We start from the raw sequence: 16,833 nt of genomic DNA, 5'->3' as shown, positions 1-16,833 counted from the left end.
GCCGGTCACCGCGCCGACCGTGTCGACAACTCGTCGAACGACTCGGTCAGGAAGTCCGGCATCACACCCAGATCCCACATCACATCCCTGTCTGCGTTGAAGGCGACCAGCACTCGCCCGTTGTACGAGGTCAAACCGATGGACAACCCGCGTTGACGCACTACCGCAGGCACCGGGTAGATGGCCAGGATCTCGGTGCCGTGCACGTACTGCGCGGTGCGCGGACCGCGCGCGATGCTGATCGGCAGGTTGAACCGGCGCCGCGACATGGTCGCCGCCGCACGGGAACTCATCGCATGGAAGGTGGCCGGTGACATCTCGACCACCCAGGTGCGCCCGCCCGCCGCACGACGCATGGAGTGTGCGTGCCGGTCGGTGAGGTGGGCGATCTGCGCCAACCGGACGGTCGCGTTCGGCTCCCCCACCGGCAGATCGGTGACGAAGCCGGCCAGACCGGCGGCGGTCCACTCGGTGTCGTTGGTCACCGCGACCCGGTCGAGGTCGTCGGCGTAGGCGCTCAGCGGCACCATCGCGCGCACCGTGGTCGACGCCTCCACCACCTGACTGCGCGACAACAGCCATCGGCGCAACGCCCCGGCCAGCACGGCGAGCACGACGTCGTTCACCGAACAGCCCTGCCGCTCGGCGATCACCCGACACTTCTCCAGGGGAAACGACCCGACCGTGAACCGTCGGGTGCTGGTGGTCGACCCGTTCAGCGGGCTGTCGGGAGCGCCGTCGGTGGCCAGTTGCAGGACCGCACCCACCCTGCGCAGACCGCCCGCGACCACCGATCCGAGCACCGACACCCGTCCGGAGGCGGCGCGCATCGAATCGACGACCTCCCAGGGGCGGGCAAGGAATTCGGTGACCGCGCCGACCACCAGTTCGGTGTCACCGGACACCCGGGTGGGCAGCCACAGGTCCTCGGGCATCGGGGTGGGCCTGCGGGTGTCGTCGACGATGGCCTGATTGATCTCCAGCGACTCGGCACCATCGATCATCGCCTGGTGGGTCTTGCTGAGGACGGCGATCCGGTTGTCGGCCAGACCCTCGACCAGATACATCTCCCACAGCGGTCGACGTCGGTCGAGCGGGCGTGACATCAGGCGCGCGATCAGGTCGTGCAGTTGGTCGTCCGCACCCGGGCTCGGCAGGGCGGACCGCCGCACGTGGTAGGTGATATCGAAGTCGCTGTCGTCGACCCAGACCGGTCGCCCCAGTCCGAAGGCGACCTCGCGGATCCGCTGCCGGTACCGCGGGATCAGCTGTAGACGTTCCTCGACGGTTCGCAGCAGTTGCTGGTAATCCAGCCCGCCGGTGGCGGTGCCCGCCGAATCCTGTTCGGCCGTCTCGCGGTCGAGGATCAGCAGGGACCCTATCTGGCAACTCGCGCCGGACTCGTCGAGGTAGTACAGAGCTGCGTCCTGTGCGGACAGCCGCGTCACCACCGGCATCTGCCCGTCCGGTGACCGCGCACCATCGACCTGGGGACCACCGACATGCGCCCGATCCTATCCGCACCGGGTTCACCCGAGGTTGACGGCAACCAGCTGCCAGCGCAGCTCGGTGCGTCGGGGCCGTCCGTCGACGGTGGGCAGCCGGACCGGGACCCGCTCGATCCGGCCCGCGATCGCCTGCACCCGGTCACCGCGCTGATAGGTCCCGAAGATCTCCGCCGCGTCGGGGCGCGGCCACTGCACATGGACCCGTCGCAAGGTCGCGGCGGTCCGCGATGTCGCCCGCGGGCCGACGGAGGCCCGCAGTTGATCGATGATGTGTGGAACCGCGATCGGCGCGAGCTGAGCAGGTGGGCGCCGCCGGTCGACCACCTCGAGGACGAGGTGCATCGCGCGCATGCCGAGTTCGCGGACGGCAGGGTCGACGTCGTCACGCGGACGCTGCCGCATCGGGGTCAGCGCGGAGACCCCGGTGACGGGGACGCGCGCGGACACCCGCGGCGTCTGCACCTCGGCGAGAGTTCGAATGGTCAACCGGCTCATACCCGTTCGACGGGCAACGCCGGTCCGACGGTTCCGTCGGTGTCATCCGGTCGACGGACCGCCGACTCGGTGGGTCAGCGCTTCTTGCGGGACTTCGCCGGCTTCGGCCGCGACGACTTCGCGTCGGCGCGGGCGGCCGCGCGACGTTCGCGCCTGCTGCCCGCCACCGCGGGCTCGTCGTCCTCCTCGCGCACGATGGTCGTGCCACCCTGCTCGGACGGCCCGCTGAGCAGCATGCCGCCACCGTCCTGGTCGTCGACACCCTTGGCGCGCAACGCGGCGGGTGCGGCCGAGCCGGACCCGGCCGCGCGAGCACCATTGCCGTCCGGCTGGGTACCCCCGGGACCCCCGATGCCCGGGGAACCGCCGTTCTGCGCACCGACACCGACGAGATCAGGGGTCGTTCCGACCCCGTTCTCCGACTCCGGCGCCGGCGCGGTCTCCACCTCGACGTTGAACAGGAATCCCACGGACTCCTCCTTGAGACCGTCGAGCATGCCGGAGAACATGTCGAAGCCCTCGCGCTGGTACTCCACCACCGGGTCACGCTGGGCCATCGAGCGCAGGTGGATCCCCTCACGGAGGTAATCCATCTCATAGAGATGATCCCGCCACTTGCGGTCCAGCACCGACAACAGGATGGTGCGCTCGAGCTGGCGCATCGCGTTCTCACCCGCGACCGCGTTGATCTGCTCCTCGCGTCGGGCGTAGGCCTTGTGCGCATCCTCCTGCAGGATTTCGGTGAGCTCCTCGGCAGTGATCTCCTTGCCCTCGCCGAACTCGTCCTCGCCGACCACGTCCCGATAGTCGAGCTCGATCGGGTACAGCGTCCGGATGGCCGTCCACAGCTCGTCGAGGTCCCAGTCCTCCACATAACCGTCGGAGGTGGCCCCGGCCACGTAGGCCGCGATCACGTCGTCGATCATCCGTCGGACCTCGGCACCGTGGTCCTCGCCCTCGAGGATGGTGCGACGCTCGGCGTAGATGACCTTGCGCTGCTGGTTCATCACCTCGTCGTATTTGAGGACGTTCTTGCGGACCTCGAAATTCTGCTGCTCCACCTGGGTCTGCGCGCTGCGGATGGCCTTGGTGACCATCTTGGCCTCGATGGGGACGTCGTCGGGCAGGTTGACCCGGTTCATGATCGACTCGAGAGCGGCCCCGTTGAATCGACGCATCAGCTCGTCGCCGAGGGACAGGTAGAAGCGCGACTCCCCGGGGTCGCCCTGCCGTCCGGAACGTCCGCGGAGCTGGTCGTCGATGCGACGCGACTCGTGTCGTTCGGTCCCGAGGACGTAGAGCCCGCCGGCCTCGCGGACGGTGGTGGCGTCGTCGGAGACCTCGCCTCGGACCAGGGCGATCATCTCGTCCCAGGCGGCCTCGTACTCGTCCGGCGTCTCCACCGGGTCCAGTCCGCCCTTGCGCAGCCGCTTGTCGGCGATGATGTCGGGGTTGCCGCCGAGGACCACGTCGGTACCACGGCCGGCCATGTTGGTCGCCACGGTCACCGCGCCCTTGGTGCCCGCCTCGGCGATGATCTGCGCTTCCTGCTCGTGATATTTCGCGTTCAGCACGTTGTGCGGGATGCCCCGCTTCTTCAGCTGCCGCGACAGGTACTCCGAGCGCTCGACGCTGGTGGTACCGATCAACACCGGCTGTCCGATCTCGTGACGCTCGGTGATGTCGTCGACGACGGCCGCGAACTTCGCCTCTTCGGTCTTGTAGATGAGGTCGGTCTGGTCACCGCGGATCATCGGCTTGTTGGTCGGGATGGGCAGCACGCCGAGCTTGTAGATCTGGTCGAGTTCGGCGGCCTCGGTCTGGGCCGTGCCGGTCATGCCCGACAACTTCTCGTACATGCGGAAGTAGTTCTGCAGGGTGATGGTGGCCAGCGTCTGGTTCTCGGCCTGGATCTGCACCCCTTCTTTCGCCTCGATGGCCTGGTGCAAACCCTCGTTGAAGCGACGACCGTCGAGGACACGGCCGGTGAACTCGTCGACGATGAGGACCTCTCCGTTGCGGACGATGTAGTCCTTGTCCCGCTCGAAGAGTTCCTTGACCTTGATCGCGTTGTTCAGGTAGCTGACCAGCGGCGAGTTCGCGGCCTCGTACAGGTTGTCGATACCGAGTTGGTCCTCGACGAACTCCACCCCGGCCTCGTGTACACCGATGGTCTTCTTGCGGATGTCCACCTCGTAGTGGACGTCGCGCTTCAGCTGCGGAGCGATCCGCGCGAACTCGAGGTACCACTTGCTCGAGGAATCGGCCGGGCCGGAGATGATCAGCGGGGTCCTGGCCTCGTCGATGAGGATGGAGTCGACCTCGTCGACGATGGCGAAGTTGTGGCCGCGCTGGACCAGATCTTCGAGCGAATGCGCCATGTTGTCGCGCAGGTAGTCGAAGCCGAACTCGTTGTTGGTGCCGTAGGTGATATCGGCGTTGTAGGAGTCCCGGCGTTCGTCGGGGGTCATCCCGGTGAGGATCGCGCCGACGTCGAGACCGAGGAAACGGTGCACCCGGCCCATCCACTCGGAGTCACGTTTCGCCAGGTAGTCGTTGGTGGTGACGATGTGGACGCCGTCACCGCCGATGGCGTTGAGGTAGGCCGCCAGGACCGAGGTGAGGGTCTTGCCCTCACCGGTCTTCATCTCGGCGATGTTGCCGAAGTGCAGCGCGGCACCACCCATGATCTGCACGTGGAAGTGCTTCTGACCGAGGACGCGCCATGCCGCCTCGCGGGCCACCGCGAACGCCTCGGGCAGCAGGTCGTCGAGCGTCTCGCCGTCCGTGTAACGCTTCTTGAACTCGTCGGTGCGGGCTCGCAACTGCTCGTCGTCGAGGGCTTCGGTCTCGTCGGCGAACGACTCGACATGTGTGGCGAGAGCGTCCAGTCGCTTGACCATCCGGCCCTCGCCGACCCGCAATAGCTTGCTGAGCACTGTTAGATCCCTCAATCCGACTCTCGGCACACGACGCCGGCACCCACGACAGGGCTCACCAGCGTCCACAGAACGGGGTCCATGGTACTGATGCCCCGCAGGCGCGTGGGTACCGATGCCCACCCACACCCGCTGCCTCGTCCCCGTCCCGGGTGGCGGAACCGCGGCCGACCGGGTGCGACGGCACCCGGCCGGTCGTGGTTCTCACCCGAGCCGCCGGTCAGGCCAGTCGGATCAGCCCGTAGTCGAAGGCGTGACGCCGGTAGACCACGCTCGGCTTGTCGGTCTCCTTGTCGTGGAAGAGGAAGAAGTCGTGGCCGACGAGTTCCATCTCGTAGAGGGCGTCGTCGACGAACATCGGCACGGCCGGGTGGTCCTTGACCCGGACGATCCGCCCCGGCCCCACGGGCTCGGGCATGCTCCCATCCCAGTTGTCCACCGAGTTGTCCAGTAAGTGCGACAGGTCGCCGTCGACGGCGGGATCCGGCTCGGCCTTGGCAGTCGCCTCCGCGACCGACGTGGGGGTCCGCAGACCGTGGTGAACCTTGCGACGGTCCTTCACGCGACGCAGTTTCGACTGCAGTTTGGCGACCGCGGCCTCCAGCGACGCGTAGAAGTTCTCCGCGCAGGCCTCGGCGCGGGCGACCGGGCCCTTTCCGCGGACGGTGATCTCGACCCGTTGGCAGTTCTTGGACTGGCGTCGGTTGCGCTCGTGGTGCAGTTCGACGTCGAAACGTTGGATGGAGGGGTCGAAGCGTTCGAGTCGGGCGAGTTTGTCACCCACGTGTATGCGGAAGTGGTCGGGTATCTCGACATTGCGGCCGGTGATCACGAGGGTGGCCGTGGGTTCCGAGGGCTCGTGATCGTCGTCGATGGTGGTCGGTCTCAGGAACGCCGACTCGTCGGGCAGCTGCGCTCGCGTCTCGTCACGCGTTGTTGTCGACACTCGCAAACCTCCTGGTGGGAAATCTTCCGACCGACTCGGTCACCGCATGTGCCGTACCAGGCGTTGCCGTCCATCAGAACCAGTGGATTCGGGCCGCGGCGACGAAGACGATCGGATCTGGTCGACTCCGGCGGGGCTCCGCCGGGGTCGTGGATCGTTGGGCGTCACCTCCCCGAGGCGGCAGCGAGATGGTGCGCGGTTCGCACCACCGGCCTGGTCCCTCGACGGTAGCCGCGATGAGCCCGACTCGCCATGGATTGGCCATTCGGATGTCCACTCGACGTAACCCCGGGTTCGACTGCAGCACCGGTGTGCGCATTGCCGTTTCGGTCCCCGACCGCCCGTTCCCGTTCACGCGGCACCGAGCACGGACACCATGTCGACGGACACCCCACGCCCCGCGAGCACCCGCACCGACTCCGCCGCCGTCGCCCCGGTGGTGAGCACGTCGTCGACGAGCACCACGGCGACGTCGGCATCGCCGGCGTGTCGCCACCGTGTCGAGGGACCGATCGCGCGTATCGCACCGGTCAGGTTGCCGGTCCGCGCGGACGCCGAGAGTCCGACCGAATCGCGTACACCCCACCGCGTGCGCAGCAGCGGCACCACCCGCACCCGACTGCCCAGACGTGCCGCGGCGGCTTCGGCGATCGCGGTCACCGGGTCGCCACCCCGGCGGCGGGCGGCCGACGCGGTGGTGGGCGCGGGGACCAGCACCAACCGGTCCCGGTCGGGAAGTTCCTGCCACCGGGCCAACGTGCGCAGCATCTCGGCCAGCATCCCGCCCAGCGGGTCGATCAGGTCGCGGCGATGGTGTTCCTTGAGTTCGACCACCGCGTGACCGCGTACCCCGCGGTGCATGCCCGCCGACCAGACCGGGGCGCCCACGGCCACCCGCGGCGTGATCGCGACCGGGTCGTCGCGCACCGTCGCCGCACAGCCCTCGCACCAGGGTGTGCCACCGCGGCCACAGCCACCGCACTCCACCGGTAGACACAGGTCCAGCAAGGCCCACAGCGGTTCCATGCCCACGGGAGGAATGCTGCTGGGTGGGGTGCCGCGAGATCGCATGACGACGATCCTGCCGCCGCGAGGTGGTGGCGGCGACGGGATCCCGGTCCTCCGGCCGGGTTGTGCACAGGGTCGCCCGCATTCCACAACCTGTGCGGTCAGGGCAGGACCGGGATGGAGTTCGAGCCCATGGTCGGGCCGACCTCGTTCCAATACTGATCGGGTTCACCGTTGTTGCTGCTCAACCGCAGCACACCTCGACTGTCGGCGACGTAGATGGTCGACGAGTTGGCCACCACCGCCGACACCGGCGGGGTCAGGTTGCTGCTGAGCAGCCCCACCGCGGGCGTGCCGTTGATCTGCACCTGCACCACCGGGGTGTCGGTCGTGGCGCGGGCGACGACGACCGTGTCGCCGGACGCCCAGTCCAGCGAGACGGCCGGACCGCCGATGTTGTACGCGGCGGTCCGCACCCCGCCGAGGGAGTAGCGGTTGCGGTCGGTGGAGATCACCCCCAGCACGACCTGCCCGCCGACGATCATCGCCACCCGGGCACCGTCGCGGGACACCTGGAACTCGGTGATCTGACCGCTGGCCGCCGACCCCACCGAACCGCTGTCCGACTCGACTCGCTGCGTCGCCCCCGACGTGGGGTCGATCGAGATCCGCACGACCTTGCCGTCGACGACGGACCACACCGCATTCGCGTCACCGGCGAACGACGGCCGGGTGATCGAGCTGCCGCGCAGCACCTCCTGCGGGGTTCCGCCGTAGCGGGCCAGCGACAGCGACTGCCCCGAACCCGCCCGCTGCACGATGGCCACGGTGGAACCGTCGGGCGAGAGGGCGGCCGCGATGATCGAGTTGGACGTACCCGTCGGCCCAGGTGCCGGGCTCTCACCGGCCTGCTCCACCTTCAACAACGCGCCGCCCCGGATGACGTTGAGGCCCACGGTTTCCGCGGGCACCGCGGTGGGGTCGAGGGCCGCGACGTCAGTTGTCTGCAGCCCGCCCGGGTACTTGTCCAACAGCGCGACCCCGTCGGCGTCGATGCGGTACGGCCCGGGTATCTCGTTACGGGCGAGCGTCCACACGATCTGCGCCGCGAGCAGGGTGCGGACCTGATCGTCGGTGTCCACCAGGCCGGTGAGATCCATCCGCACGCCGCCGCCGTCGGTGGTGATGGATCCGCGCAGGTTCGATCCGGCGTTGAACGGGTTGTTCACCGCGCGGGCGATGTCGTCGGACGGACCCTGGATCAACAATCCGATCAGTTGGTCGGGCAGTTGCCGGTTGGCCGCGTACAACCACCGCGGGTCGGCAACCAGCCGACGGCCGTCGGTGGACGGGAAGTACAACGAATGCGATTGATAGCTGTTCTCGAAGACGGTCCGGTCGAGGATGGCACCCGCGGGTAACGGGCCGTCGATGCGCCACTCCCCGTTCTGACGGACCAGACCGAGTTTGATCTCCACCCGGCCGGACGCCGGAATGAGCTGACCGTTGGACTGCAGGGTTCCGGTGTTGTCACCGATGAGCCGCACCGAGAACGCATCTGCGGTGCGGTCGTCGGTGAGCACGTTGATCTGACCGAGGATCAGCGAGCCGCCACGGTCGTCCCAGTCGTCCGATGCCTTCGTGGTGAGGAACTGCCGGGCCGCGAGATGACCGGAACCAGGGTTCACCCCCGCCTTGAGAAAGGCGCGCACCAACGACTCCGGATCCATCCCCGGTGTCGGCGAGGGCACGTTCGCCGACGGGTTGCGACGCTCCAGCGAACCGATCGGCTGCGGACTCGACGAGGTGGGGATGGAGACACATCCACCCACCACCGCGGCGATCACCACGATCACCAGCGACAGCCACACCTGCCGACGGTGCCGGACACGGCCGGGATCAGGCCTGTTGGGACTCACGCCCACCGACCTTTCGCGCGCCCACCGGCTTCATCGGCAACGGGCTACCCAGCACCTTGTGCCCGCGCACCAGTGGCAGCGTCAACCGGAAGCAGGCACCCTCGCCCGGTTCTCCCCACGCCTCCAGCCGACCCTGGTGCAGCCGCGCGTCCTCCAACGAGATCGCCAGCCCCAATCCGGTGCCCCCCGAGCGTCGGAACCGCGAGGGATCCGATCGCCAGAAGCGGTTGAACACCAACTTCTCCTCCCCCGGCCGCAGTCCGATGCCTTGGTCGCGCACGGTGATGGCCACCGCATCACCGTCGGACCGCATGGTCAGTGTCACCGGTCGCTGTTCCCCGTGGTCGATGGCGTTGGCCAGCAGGTTGCGCAGGATCCGTTCGACCCGTCGCGGGTCCACCTCGGCGATCACCGGCTCCTGCGGGACATCGATGACGAGTTCGGTGTCGGTCTCGGTGGCCAGGTGACGCACGGTCGCGATGGCGGCGTTGATCGGGATCATCATGTTGAGACGTTCGGCGGCCAACTCGGCCACGCCGGCGTCGTGCCGGGAGATCTCCAGCAGCTCGTTGAGCAGGGTCTCGAATCGGTCGAGTTCCTTGTCCAGCAGCTCCACCGACCTCTTGCGTATCGGGTCGAGTTCGTCTCGGCCCTCGTAGAGGACGTCGCTGGCCATCCGCACCGTGGTCAGCGGGGTGCGCAACTCGTGGCTCACGTCGGAGGTGAACTGCCGCTGCAGCCCGCCGAACTCCTCGAGGTGGCTGATCTGTTTGGACAGGCTCTCCGCCATGTCGTTGAACGACATCGCCAGCCGTGCCATGTCATCCTCGCCGCGCACCGGCATTCGCTCCTTGAGCCTGCCGTCGGCGAACCGGACCGCGATCCTCGACGCCGACCGCACCGGGATGACCACCTGCCGCGACACCAGCATCGCGATGGCCGCCAGCAGACCGAGCAGCACCAACGCGCCGGTGAACAACGTCCCGCGCACCAGCTGCACCGTGCTCTGCTCGTTGGCCAACGGGAACACCAGGTAGACCTCGAGCCCCGGGATCCCCGCGTTGGTGGGCGACCCGATGATCAGCGCCGGGGTACCGCGGCCGGCGGCGCTGGTGACGGTGCTGTAGCGGTAGGCGACCTGACCGCCGCGCACCATCGTGCGCAGGTTGGCGGGTATCTCGGTAACCGGCCCCACCCCGGTCACACTCGACGGCCCGGCGCCGGGGACCAACAGCACCGTGTCGAAGGTGCCGACGACACCCGAGGTCGGGCCGGCGTCGACGTCACGGTCGGTGAGCACGGCCCTGGTCTGCCGCAACCGGTTCTCCACGGAACTGTTGGCGTCCGCACCGGCCAGGTCGCGTTCCACCGCGACGCGGGTGCGGTCGATCTCCTCGGTGGCCGCACGGAGCTTCAGCTCCAGCAGCCGATCGGTGATCTGACTGGTGAGGACGAATCCGAGGATGAGCAACACCACGAAGGACAGCACCAGCGTGGACACCACCACGCGCATCTGCAGCGAACGCCGCCACAGATGACCGATCCAGCGGCCGGAGCGGCCCCAACGGCCGAGCGTGCGGCGGAAGCCCCCGTTGATCCGGCGTCGTCCACGACCGATCACGGTGGGCCGGCCTTGTAGCCCACCCCTCTCACCGTCAGCACGATCTCAGGGTTCTCCGGGTCGTTCTCCACCTTGGCCCGCAGTCGCTGTACGTGCACGTTCACCAGGCGGGTGTCGGCAGGGTGACGGTAACCCCACACCTGCTCGAGCAACACGTCGCGGGTGAAGACCTGCCGCGGCTTCCTGGCGAGGGCCACCAACAGGTCGAACTCCAACGGGGTCAACGAGATCAGATTGCCGTCCCTGGTCACCTTGTGCGCCGGGACGTCGATCTCCACCGGTCCGATGGACAACATCTCGGCGGGTTCGTCGTCGGTGCGACGCAGCCGGGCACGCACCCGCGCGACCAGTTCCTTCGGCTTGAAGGGCTTCACCATGTAGTCGTCGGCGCCGGACTCCAGACCCAGCACGATGTCGACCGTGTCGGATTTGGCGGTGAGCATGACGATCGGAACCCCCGAGTCGGCGCGCAGCACCCGGCACACGTCGATGCCGTTCATCCCGGGCAGCATCAGGTCGAGGAGCACCAGGTCGGGTCGGATCTCGCGGACGGCGCTCAGCGCCTGGGTGCCGTCACCGACGACGAAAGGCTCGAAACCCTCACCGCGCAACACGATCGTCAGCATCTCTGCCAAAGCCGCGTCGTCGTCGACAACCAGAATCCGTGGCTTCATCGCCTCATGGTGTCACCAATGACCGCGTTCGGGTGCCCGGCGCGCCGATGTCGCAGTTCAGGGCTGACGAGCCGACGCTGGATACCATCGCAGACGTGGGTGTGCTGATCGCCGTGGAGGGTCTCGACGGGGCCGGGAAGAGGACCGTCGTCGACGGGTTGGTCGATCGTTGGACTCGTGCCGGTCACCGGGTGTCCACGTTCGCCTTCCCCCGATACGGCGAGTCCGTCACCGCCGACCTCGCCGCGGAGGCGCTGCACGGCGGCAACGGCGATCTGACCGACAGCGTGTACGGGATGGCGGTGTTGTTCGCCCTCGACCGGGCCGGCGCCGCGGCCGAGATCGCGGCGGCGCTCACCCACAGCGACGTGGTGCTGCTCGACCGCTACGTCGCCTCCAGCGCCGCCTACAGCGCGGCCCGTCTCGACGAGGACCCCGACGGTGAGGTGGTGTCGTGGGTGGCCGACTTGGAGTTCCACCGTCTGCGCCTGCCCGTCCCGGATCACCAGCTCCTGCTGGACGTCGACCCGCAGGTGGCCATGGGACGCGCGTCGTCGCGAGCCGCGAACGAGGCCGATCGTCCGACCGATCGTTACGAACGCGACCGCGGGCTGCAGGAACGCACCTACGCCCGCTACCGGGGGTTGGCCGAGATGTCGTGGATGTCCCCGTGGTCACTGATCGGCGACCTCGCCGACACCGAGACGGTGGACAAACTGCTGCTCGATTGACGTCCCGACGGTCGGTGAGTGGAGTTCCGGTCACGGTTCGATGCCGCGACAGCCACAGCCCGCGCGGTCGCCGCGACGCGGCCTCCGCCGACCGTAGCGTGATGACACGGCACACCGAGGATTGCAGCAGCGCGGACCGGCGGTGTGCGACCACGAGGTGCTGACCGCAAGGGAGCCGCCATGTCCGGTCCGGCCGTCCTTCTCCGCCGTCGCCACCTGTCGCGTCACCACCTGTACCGAGCACATGCGTCCACAGGGCTGCTCGGCCGACTACGTCTGCCGCATCCCGCTCGTCACCACCTCCACGACCACCACCATCACGACCGCGTTGCCGCTGTGCTGATCGCGGTGGGCGTCATCGTCACCAACGTCGCCGTGATCACCGTCGTGCTGGGACTGCGCGACACCCCCGCCTCCCCCGCCGATCAGGTCCGATCGGTGATCGCCGCGCAGGTCGCCGCGTTGGATGCCCACGACGTGGACGGGCTGCGGTCGACCATGTGCCCCGCCGAGGAGGCCGCCGCGCCCGCGGTGATCGCCGCGCTGCCGCAACTCGGAGCACGGAACCACCTGCGAGTGGTGTCGGTCGACCAGATCTCGATCACCGGTGACACCGCCACCGCACGGGTCGTTCTCGCACTCACCGGGGCACCTCAGGCGGCGCTGCGGATCCCGGCCGACGGCGCGATCACCACGTTCACCCGCGAGGACACCGGTTGGACCGTCTGCGGGTCGGGACACAGCCTCCTGCAGGTGTGATTCCGCGGCCGTAGGCTGGGCCGTATGACCGGGAGTGACCCACGCTGAGAGGCGATCGGGACGCACCGACCTCGGATCGGGGTCGGGATCTGCTGACGCTCGGGGCGGCCGTGGTGGGTGTCGGCTCCGCGGTCGCCTTCGTCGTCATCGTCGCCTCGTTTGTCACCGAAGGTCGGCACGGAACCCTCCCGCCCGACAGCCACACCGGCCCCACCGTGACCGCGGGTCCGGTGTTGCCGGGCACCCGCACCCTCGACGTGGCGGACAGCGAACGAGAGATCCGCGGAGCCGTCGACACCTGGGTGCTGGCCGTCAACGACGGCAACATCACCCGCATCCGCTATGCGGTGTGCTCCGACTTCCGCGACCGGGCCACCGCCTCACCCCCCGGTGACGCGCAACTGGTCGTCGACCAGGTCGGCCGGATCCAGATCACCGGGGTGACCGCCGACGCCGACCTGCGCTACCATCTGCAGTCCGGGTCCGGGCAGACCAAGCGCAGAGATGCGGCGGTCGCCTTCCGGCGCGAGAACGACACCTGGCTGATCTGCCCGGACACCCAGCCCGACCTGGTCGGTTGACGCGTCGGGTCGTTCCGGTTCAGTAGCGGTAGTGCTCGGGCTTGTACGGGCCCTCCACGTCGACGTTGATGTACTCGGCCTGCTCCTTGGTGAGCTTGGTCAGGCGTCCGCCGAGGGCTTCGACGTGAATCTTCGCGACCTTCTCGTCGAGGTGCTTGGGCAGCCGGTAGACCTCGTTGTCGTACTCGTCATTCTTGGTCCACAGCTCGATCTGGGCGATGACCTGGTTGGAGAAGCTGTTGCTCATCACGAACGACGGGTGACCGGTGGCGTTGCCCAGGTTGAGCAGACGCCCCTCGGACAGCACGATGATCGAGTCGCCGTCGTCGAACACCCACTGGTCCACCTGCGGCTTGATGTTGATCCGCGTGGCCCCGGAATTCTCCAGTCCGGCGATATCGATCTCGTTGTCGAAGTGGCCGATGTTGCCCAGGATGGCCTTGTTCTTCATCGCCTTCATGTGCTCGAGGGAGATGATGTCCTTGTTGCCGGTCGACGTGATGACGATGTCGGCGTTGCCGATCGCATCCTCCACCGTGACCACGTCGAACCCGTCCATCAGCGCCTGCAGAGCGTTGATCGGGTCGATCTCGGTGACCTGGACGCGAGCACCCTGCCCGGCCAGGGACTCCGCACAGCCCTTGCCCACGTCGCCGTAACCGCAGATCAGCACCTTCTTGCCGCCGATGAGAACGTCGGTGCCGCGGTTGATGCCGTCGATCAGCGAGTGGCGGGTGCCGTACTTGTTGTCGAACTTGCTCTTGGTGACCGAGTCGTTGACGTTGATGGCCGGGAAGGTCAGCTCACCCGCCGCGGCGAACTGGTACAGACGCAGCACCCCGGTGGTGGTCTCCTCGGTGACGCCCTGGACCGAGTCGGCGATGGTGGTCCATTTGGTCTTGTCGGTCGCGTACGTCTCACGCAGCAGGTTGAGGAACACCTTGTATTCGGCGGGGTCGTTGTCCTCCTCGGGGGGCACCACGCCGGCCTTCTCGAACTGCGCGCCGCGCAGCACCAGCATCGTCGCGTCGCCACCGTCGTCGAGGATCATGTTCGCCGGCTCATTCGGCCAGGTCAGCATCTGATTCGCGGCCCACCAGTACTCCTCCAACGTCTCGCCCTTCCAGGCGAACACCGGCACACCCTTGGGCTCGTCGACGGTGCCGTGCGGGCCGACGACGACCGCGGCCGCAGCCTGGTCCTGGGTGGAGAAGATGTTGCAGGACGCCCAACGCACCTCGGCACCCAGCGCGACCAGCGTCTCGATGAGAACCGCGGTCTGCGTGGTCATGTGCAACGAACCGGAGATGCGAGCACCCTTGAGCGGCAACACATCCGCGTTCTCACGACGCAGAGCCATCAGACCTGGCATCTCGTGCTCGGCCAACTCGATCTCCTTGCGACCGAAATCGGCAAGCCCTAGGTCGGCCACCTTGAAATCAAGGCCACCGCGGTTGTCGGGACGCAGTGCTGTGGTCTGCACCGAAGTCATCGCTACTCCTGGTCGTTCGGGTTCGGGGGTTGCTCGCCCGACCGGAGGGGTGCCGCCACCGACGTCGATGGCGAACCTCGCCCGGTCGGCGACGCAACCAGGCTATCGAACACCGTGGGCGGTTCCACAGGCGCGGGGCTCAGCGACGCGCGGCGAGGACAGCCGGGGCGATGACGGCGGCCACGTCGGCGGCCACGTCACGGTCGTTCTGCGGTGGCATCGCGACGTAGCTGAGCGCCATACGCGCGATGGCCCCGCCGATACGTACCGCGTCGGTCGTGCTCAGTTGCACCCAGGAGCTCGTCAGCAAGCCGGTGAGCTGGTCGGTGGCCGAGTCGATGAGCGGTGCCGCATCAGTGGTGATCAGCCGCAGCAGATCGGGTTTGGCCTCACCGTCGAGCAACGACCGGATCATCGGGTCGGCGGCGGCCCAGCGGAAGAAGTCGGCGAAACCCTGTCGCAGCGCGGCGTCGAGATCGTCCACATTGTCCCGGACCGCGGCCGCGACGACGTCGCAGAACTCGCCGACCAACCGCATCGCGTAGGCCGTCGCCAGCCCCATCCGCGAACCGAACTCGTTGTAGACGGTCTGCCTGCTCACCCCGGTGATGGTGGCGACGTCGGCCATCGTCACCGACGACCAGTCGCGCTGCTGCAGCAAATCGCGCAGCGCGTCCAGCAACGAGTTGCGCAGCAACGTCTTGCTGGCCTGTGCGTAGGTCGACTTCGCTGCCACGCGGCCAGGGTACCGACCACGCGGGGCCACGACCTCCGCGCGCGTCACCGTCACGCGGGCACCACCGTGGGCAACCCCGCGCGGATCTCCTCGCGACGTGTCCGGCCCGCCCGTGGCCGGGCCACGCACACCGCGCCGATCAGCACGCCCTCGTCGCGGATCAGCACCTCCGCATCCATGTCGCCGAGCGACCCCTCGACCTCCACATCGCCCGAACGTCCTGGCCATCCCGCGAACTGGAGGTTCACGCCGTACTGCATGCTCCAGGCCAACGGGACCAGCGCCAAGGCCTCGGTGGGCTCCGCACCGTTGGCCAGGTCGGAGATCACCGTGCGGGCGGCCTGCGCGCCCTGGTCGCCCGCCGCGAGCCAGTGTTCGGACCGGGCCGGCCGGCCGGTCGCCGGATCGGGGACCGCCGCGCAGTCCCCCGCCGCGTAGACCCCGGTGACGGATGTCCGCAACGCGGAATCGGTCACGATGCCGACCGGCGTGGTCGCGATCCCCGCCCGCTCGGCGAGATCGGTGACCGGGGCGACCCCGATCGCGGCGACCACCAGACCGTCGACGGCGCTGCCGTCGGCGAAGTGTACCGAGTCGGCGGTGGCCTGCGCGATCGTCACGCCGGTGCGGATGTCGACGCCGTGGTCGGTGTGCAGTCGCGCCAGGCATTCGGAGACCTGCGGCGGACCCACCCTGGCGGCGAGTCGATCAGCGGCCTCCAGGACGGTGACCACCATCCCCGCGGTGGCCGCGGACGCGGCCAACTCGAGACCGATCAATCCACCACCCACCACCACCAGCCGGGTGTCGCGATCGACCAGAGCGTCGCGCAGGCCCTCGGCGTGCTCACGGGTGCGTAGTACCGCCACGTCGTCCGCGAAGCTCGCCGGTCGGCGAGGTTGTGCTCCGGTGGCCAGGATCAGTACGGCGTAGGGGATCTCATCATCCGCGACGACCACCCTGCGGTCGGTGTCGATGGCCGTCACCTCCACACCGGTGCGGATATCGATGCCCTTGTCCTGCCAGTGTTCCGGTTTGCGCAGCGTGACTTTTCCGTCGGAGAGATCGGCGGTGAGCAGATCCTTCGACAGCGCGGTACGGCGGAACGGGGGGCCGGGCTCACCGGCGATGACCGTGATGGGATCCTCGAAGCCGTTGGCGCGCAGGGTCTCCGCTGCCGTCATACCGGCGATGCCGGCACCGATGATCACGGCGCCGGCATCGGAGGACGTGGTTGCGCTCACGACCGCGCGACCTCGATCATCTCGAAATCAGACTTGGCGGCCCCGCAGTCGGGGCAGCTCCAGTCGTCGGGGATGTCATCCCACCGGGTACCCGGCTCGATGCCGTCCTCGGGCCAGCCGAGCTCCTCGTCGTATTCGAAACCGCACTGCAGGCAACGGTAGAGTTTGAAATTCATCGTG

General features: G+C 68.1%; 14 protein-coding genes and 1 pseudogene. 3 read left to right on the top strand and 12 right to left on the bottom strand.

Annotation, left to right across the window (positions count from 1 at the left end; all coding sequences use genetic code 11):
- Positions 1–5: 5 nt before the first annotated feature.
- From BW971_RS15315 to mtrA, 8 genes and pseudogenes are all read right to left on the bottom strand, one after another.
- Positions 6–1,457, bottom strand: coding sequence for a wax ester/triacylglycerol synthase family O-acyltransferase (locus tag BW971_RS15315; RefSeq protein WP_327201588.1), 1,452 nt, complete (start codon positions 1,455–1,457; stop codon positions 6–8).
- A gap of 72 nt (positions 1,458–1,529) precedes the next feature.
- The gene (locus BW971_RS15310) at positions 1,530–1,994 is read right to left on the bottom strand and encodes an Rv3235 family protein (RefSeq protein WP_143690406.1); all 465 of its coding nucleotides are present in this window, start codon (positions 1,992–1,994) and stop codon (positions 1,530–1,532) included.
- Positions 1,995–2,436: 442 nt separating this feature from the next.
- Positions 2,437–4,942: pseudogene (secA, locus tag BW971_RS15305) on the bottom strand (preprotein translocase subunit SecA); the annotation flags it as partial.
- 220 nt (positions 4,943–5,162) lie between these two features.
- Positions 5,163–5,888, bottom strand: coding sequence for a ribosome hibernation-promoting factor, HPF/YfiA family (gene hpf / locus BW971_RS15300; RefSeq protein ID WP_407701226.1), 726 nt, complete (start codon positions 5,886–5,888; stop codon positions 5,163–5,165).
- Between the two features lie 351 nt (positions 5,889–6,239).
- Positions 6,240–6,914, bottom strand: coding sequence for a ComF family protein (locus BW971_RS15295; RefSeq protein WP_076481128.1), 675 nt, complete (start codon positions 6,912–6,914; stop codon positions 6,240–6,242).
- 143 nt (positions 6,915–7,057) lie between these two features.
- Complete coding sequence (gene lpqB, locus BW971_RS15290; protein ID WP_234974420.1) at positions 7,058–8,815, bottom strand: MtrAB system accessory lipoprotein LpqB; 1,758 nt, start codon at positions 8,813–8,815, stop codon at positions 7,058–7,060.
- Positions 8,796–10,436 (bottom strand): MtrAB system histidine kinase MtrB, encoded by a 1,641-nt coding sequence (gene mtrB / locus BW971_RS15285; protein WP_076481122.1) that lies wholly within the window; start codon positions 10,434–10,436, stop codon positions 8,796–8,798. The genes lpqB and mtrB overlap by 20 nt, the downstream gene beginning before the upstream one ends.
- Positions 10,433–11,110: an MtrAB system response regulator MtrA gene (gene mtrA, locus BW971_RS15280; protein WP_076481119.1), complete on the bottom strand. Its 678-nt coding sequence runs from the start codon at positions 11,108–11,110 to the stop codon at positions 10,433–10,435. The genes mtrB and mtrA overlap by 4 nt, the downstream gene beginning before the upstream one ends.
- A gap of 95 nt (positions 11,111–11,205) precedes the next feature.
- On the opposite strand from mtrA, the gene BW971_RS15275 reads away from it, so the two are divergent.
- From BW971_RS15275 to BW971_RS15260, 3 genes are all read left to right on the top strand, one after another.
- Positions 11,206–11,841, top strand: coding sequence for a dTMP kinase (locus BW971_RS15275; protein WP_076481235.1), 636 nt, complete (start codon positions 11,206–11,208; stop codon positions 11,839–11,841).
- A gap of 180 nt (positions 11,842–12,021) precedes the next feature.
- Positions 12,022–12,600, top strand: a complete 579-nt coding sequence (locus BW971_RS15265; RefSeq protein ID WP_143690405.1) for an Rv0361 family membrane protein — start codon at positions 12,022–12,024, stop codon at positions 12,598–12,600.
- A gap of 113 nt (positions 12,601–12,713) precedes the next feature.
- The gene (locus BW971_RS15260; RefSeq protein ID WP_143690404.1) at positions 12,714–13,181 is read left to right on the top strand and encodes an Rv0361 family membrane protein; all 468 of its coding nucleotides are present in this window, start codon (positions 12,714–12,716) and stop codon (positions 13,179–13,181) included.
- Positions 13,182–13,200: 19 nt separating this feature from the next.
- Here the strand turns inward: BW971_RS15260 and ahcY are convergent, their stop codons facing one another.
- The 4 genes from ahcY to BW971_RS15240 form a co-directional block, all read right to left on the bottom strand.
- Complete coding sequence (ahcY, locus tag BW971_RS15255) at positions 13,201–14,673, bottom strand: adenosylhomocysteinase (protein WP_076481109.1); 1,473 nt, start codon at positions 14,671–14,673, stop codon at positions 13,201–13,203.
- A gap of 139 nt (positions 14,674–14,812) precedes the next feature.
- Positions 14,813–15,409, bottom strand: coding sequence for a TetR/AcrR family transcriptional regulator (locus tag BW971_RS15250; RefSeq protein ID WP_076481106.1), 597 nt, complete (start codon positions 15,407–15,409; stop codon positions 14,813–14,815).
- A gap of 50 nt (positions 15,410–15,459) precedes the next feature.
- The gene (locus BW971_RS15245; RefSeq protein ID WP_076481103.1) at positions 15,460–16,653 is read right to left on the bottom strand and encodes an NAD(P)/FAD-dependent oxidoreductase; all 1,194 of its coding nucleotides are present in this window, start codon (positions 16,651–16,653) and stop codon (positions 15,460–15,462) included.
- A complete protein-coding gene (locus BW971_RS15240) occupies positions 16,650–16,829 on the bottom strand; it encodes a rubredoxin (protein WP_076481232.1) in 180 nt (59 codons plus the stop codon). The genes BW971_RS15245 and BW971_RS15240 overlap by 4 nt, the downstream gene beginning before the upstream one ends.
- Between the last annotated feature and the right edge of the window lie 4 nt (positions 16,830–16,833).

Source organism: Williamsia sterculiae, from assembly GCF_900156495.1.
In the GTDB taxonomy this organism is placed as follows: domain Bacteria; phylum Actinomycetota; class Actinomycetes; order Mycobacteriales; family Mycobacteriaceae; genus Williamsia_B; species Williamsia_B sterculiae.
The sequence above is the reverse complement of the archived record's forward strand: the minus strand, read 5'-3'. Positions and strand labels throughout refer to the sequence as shown.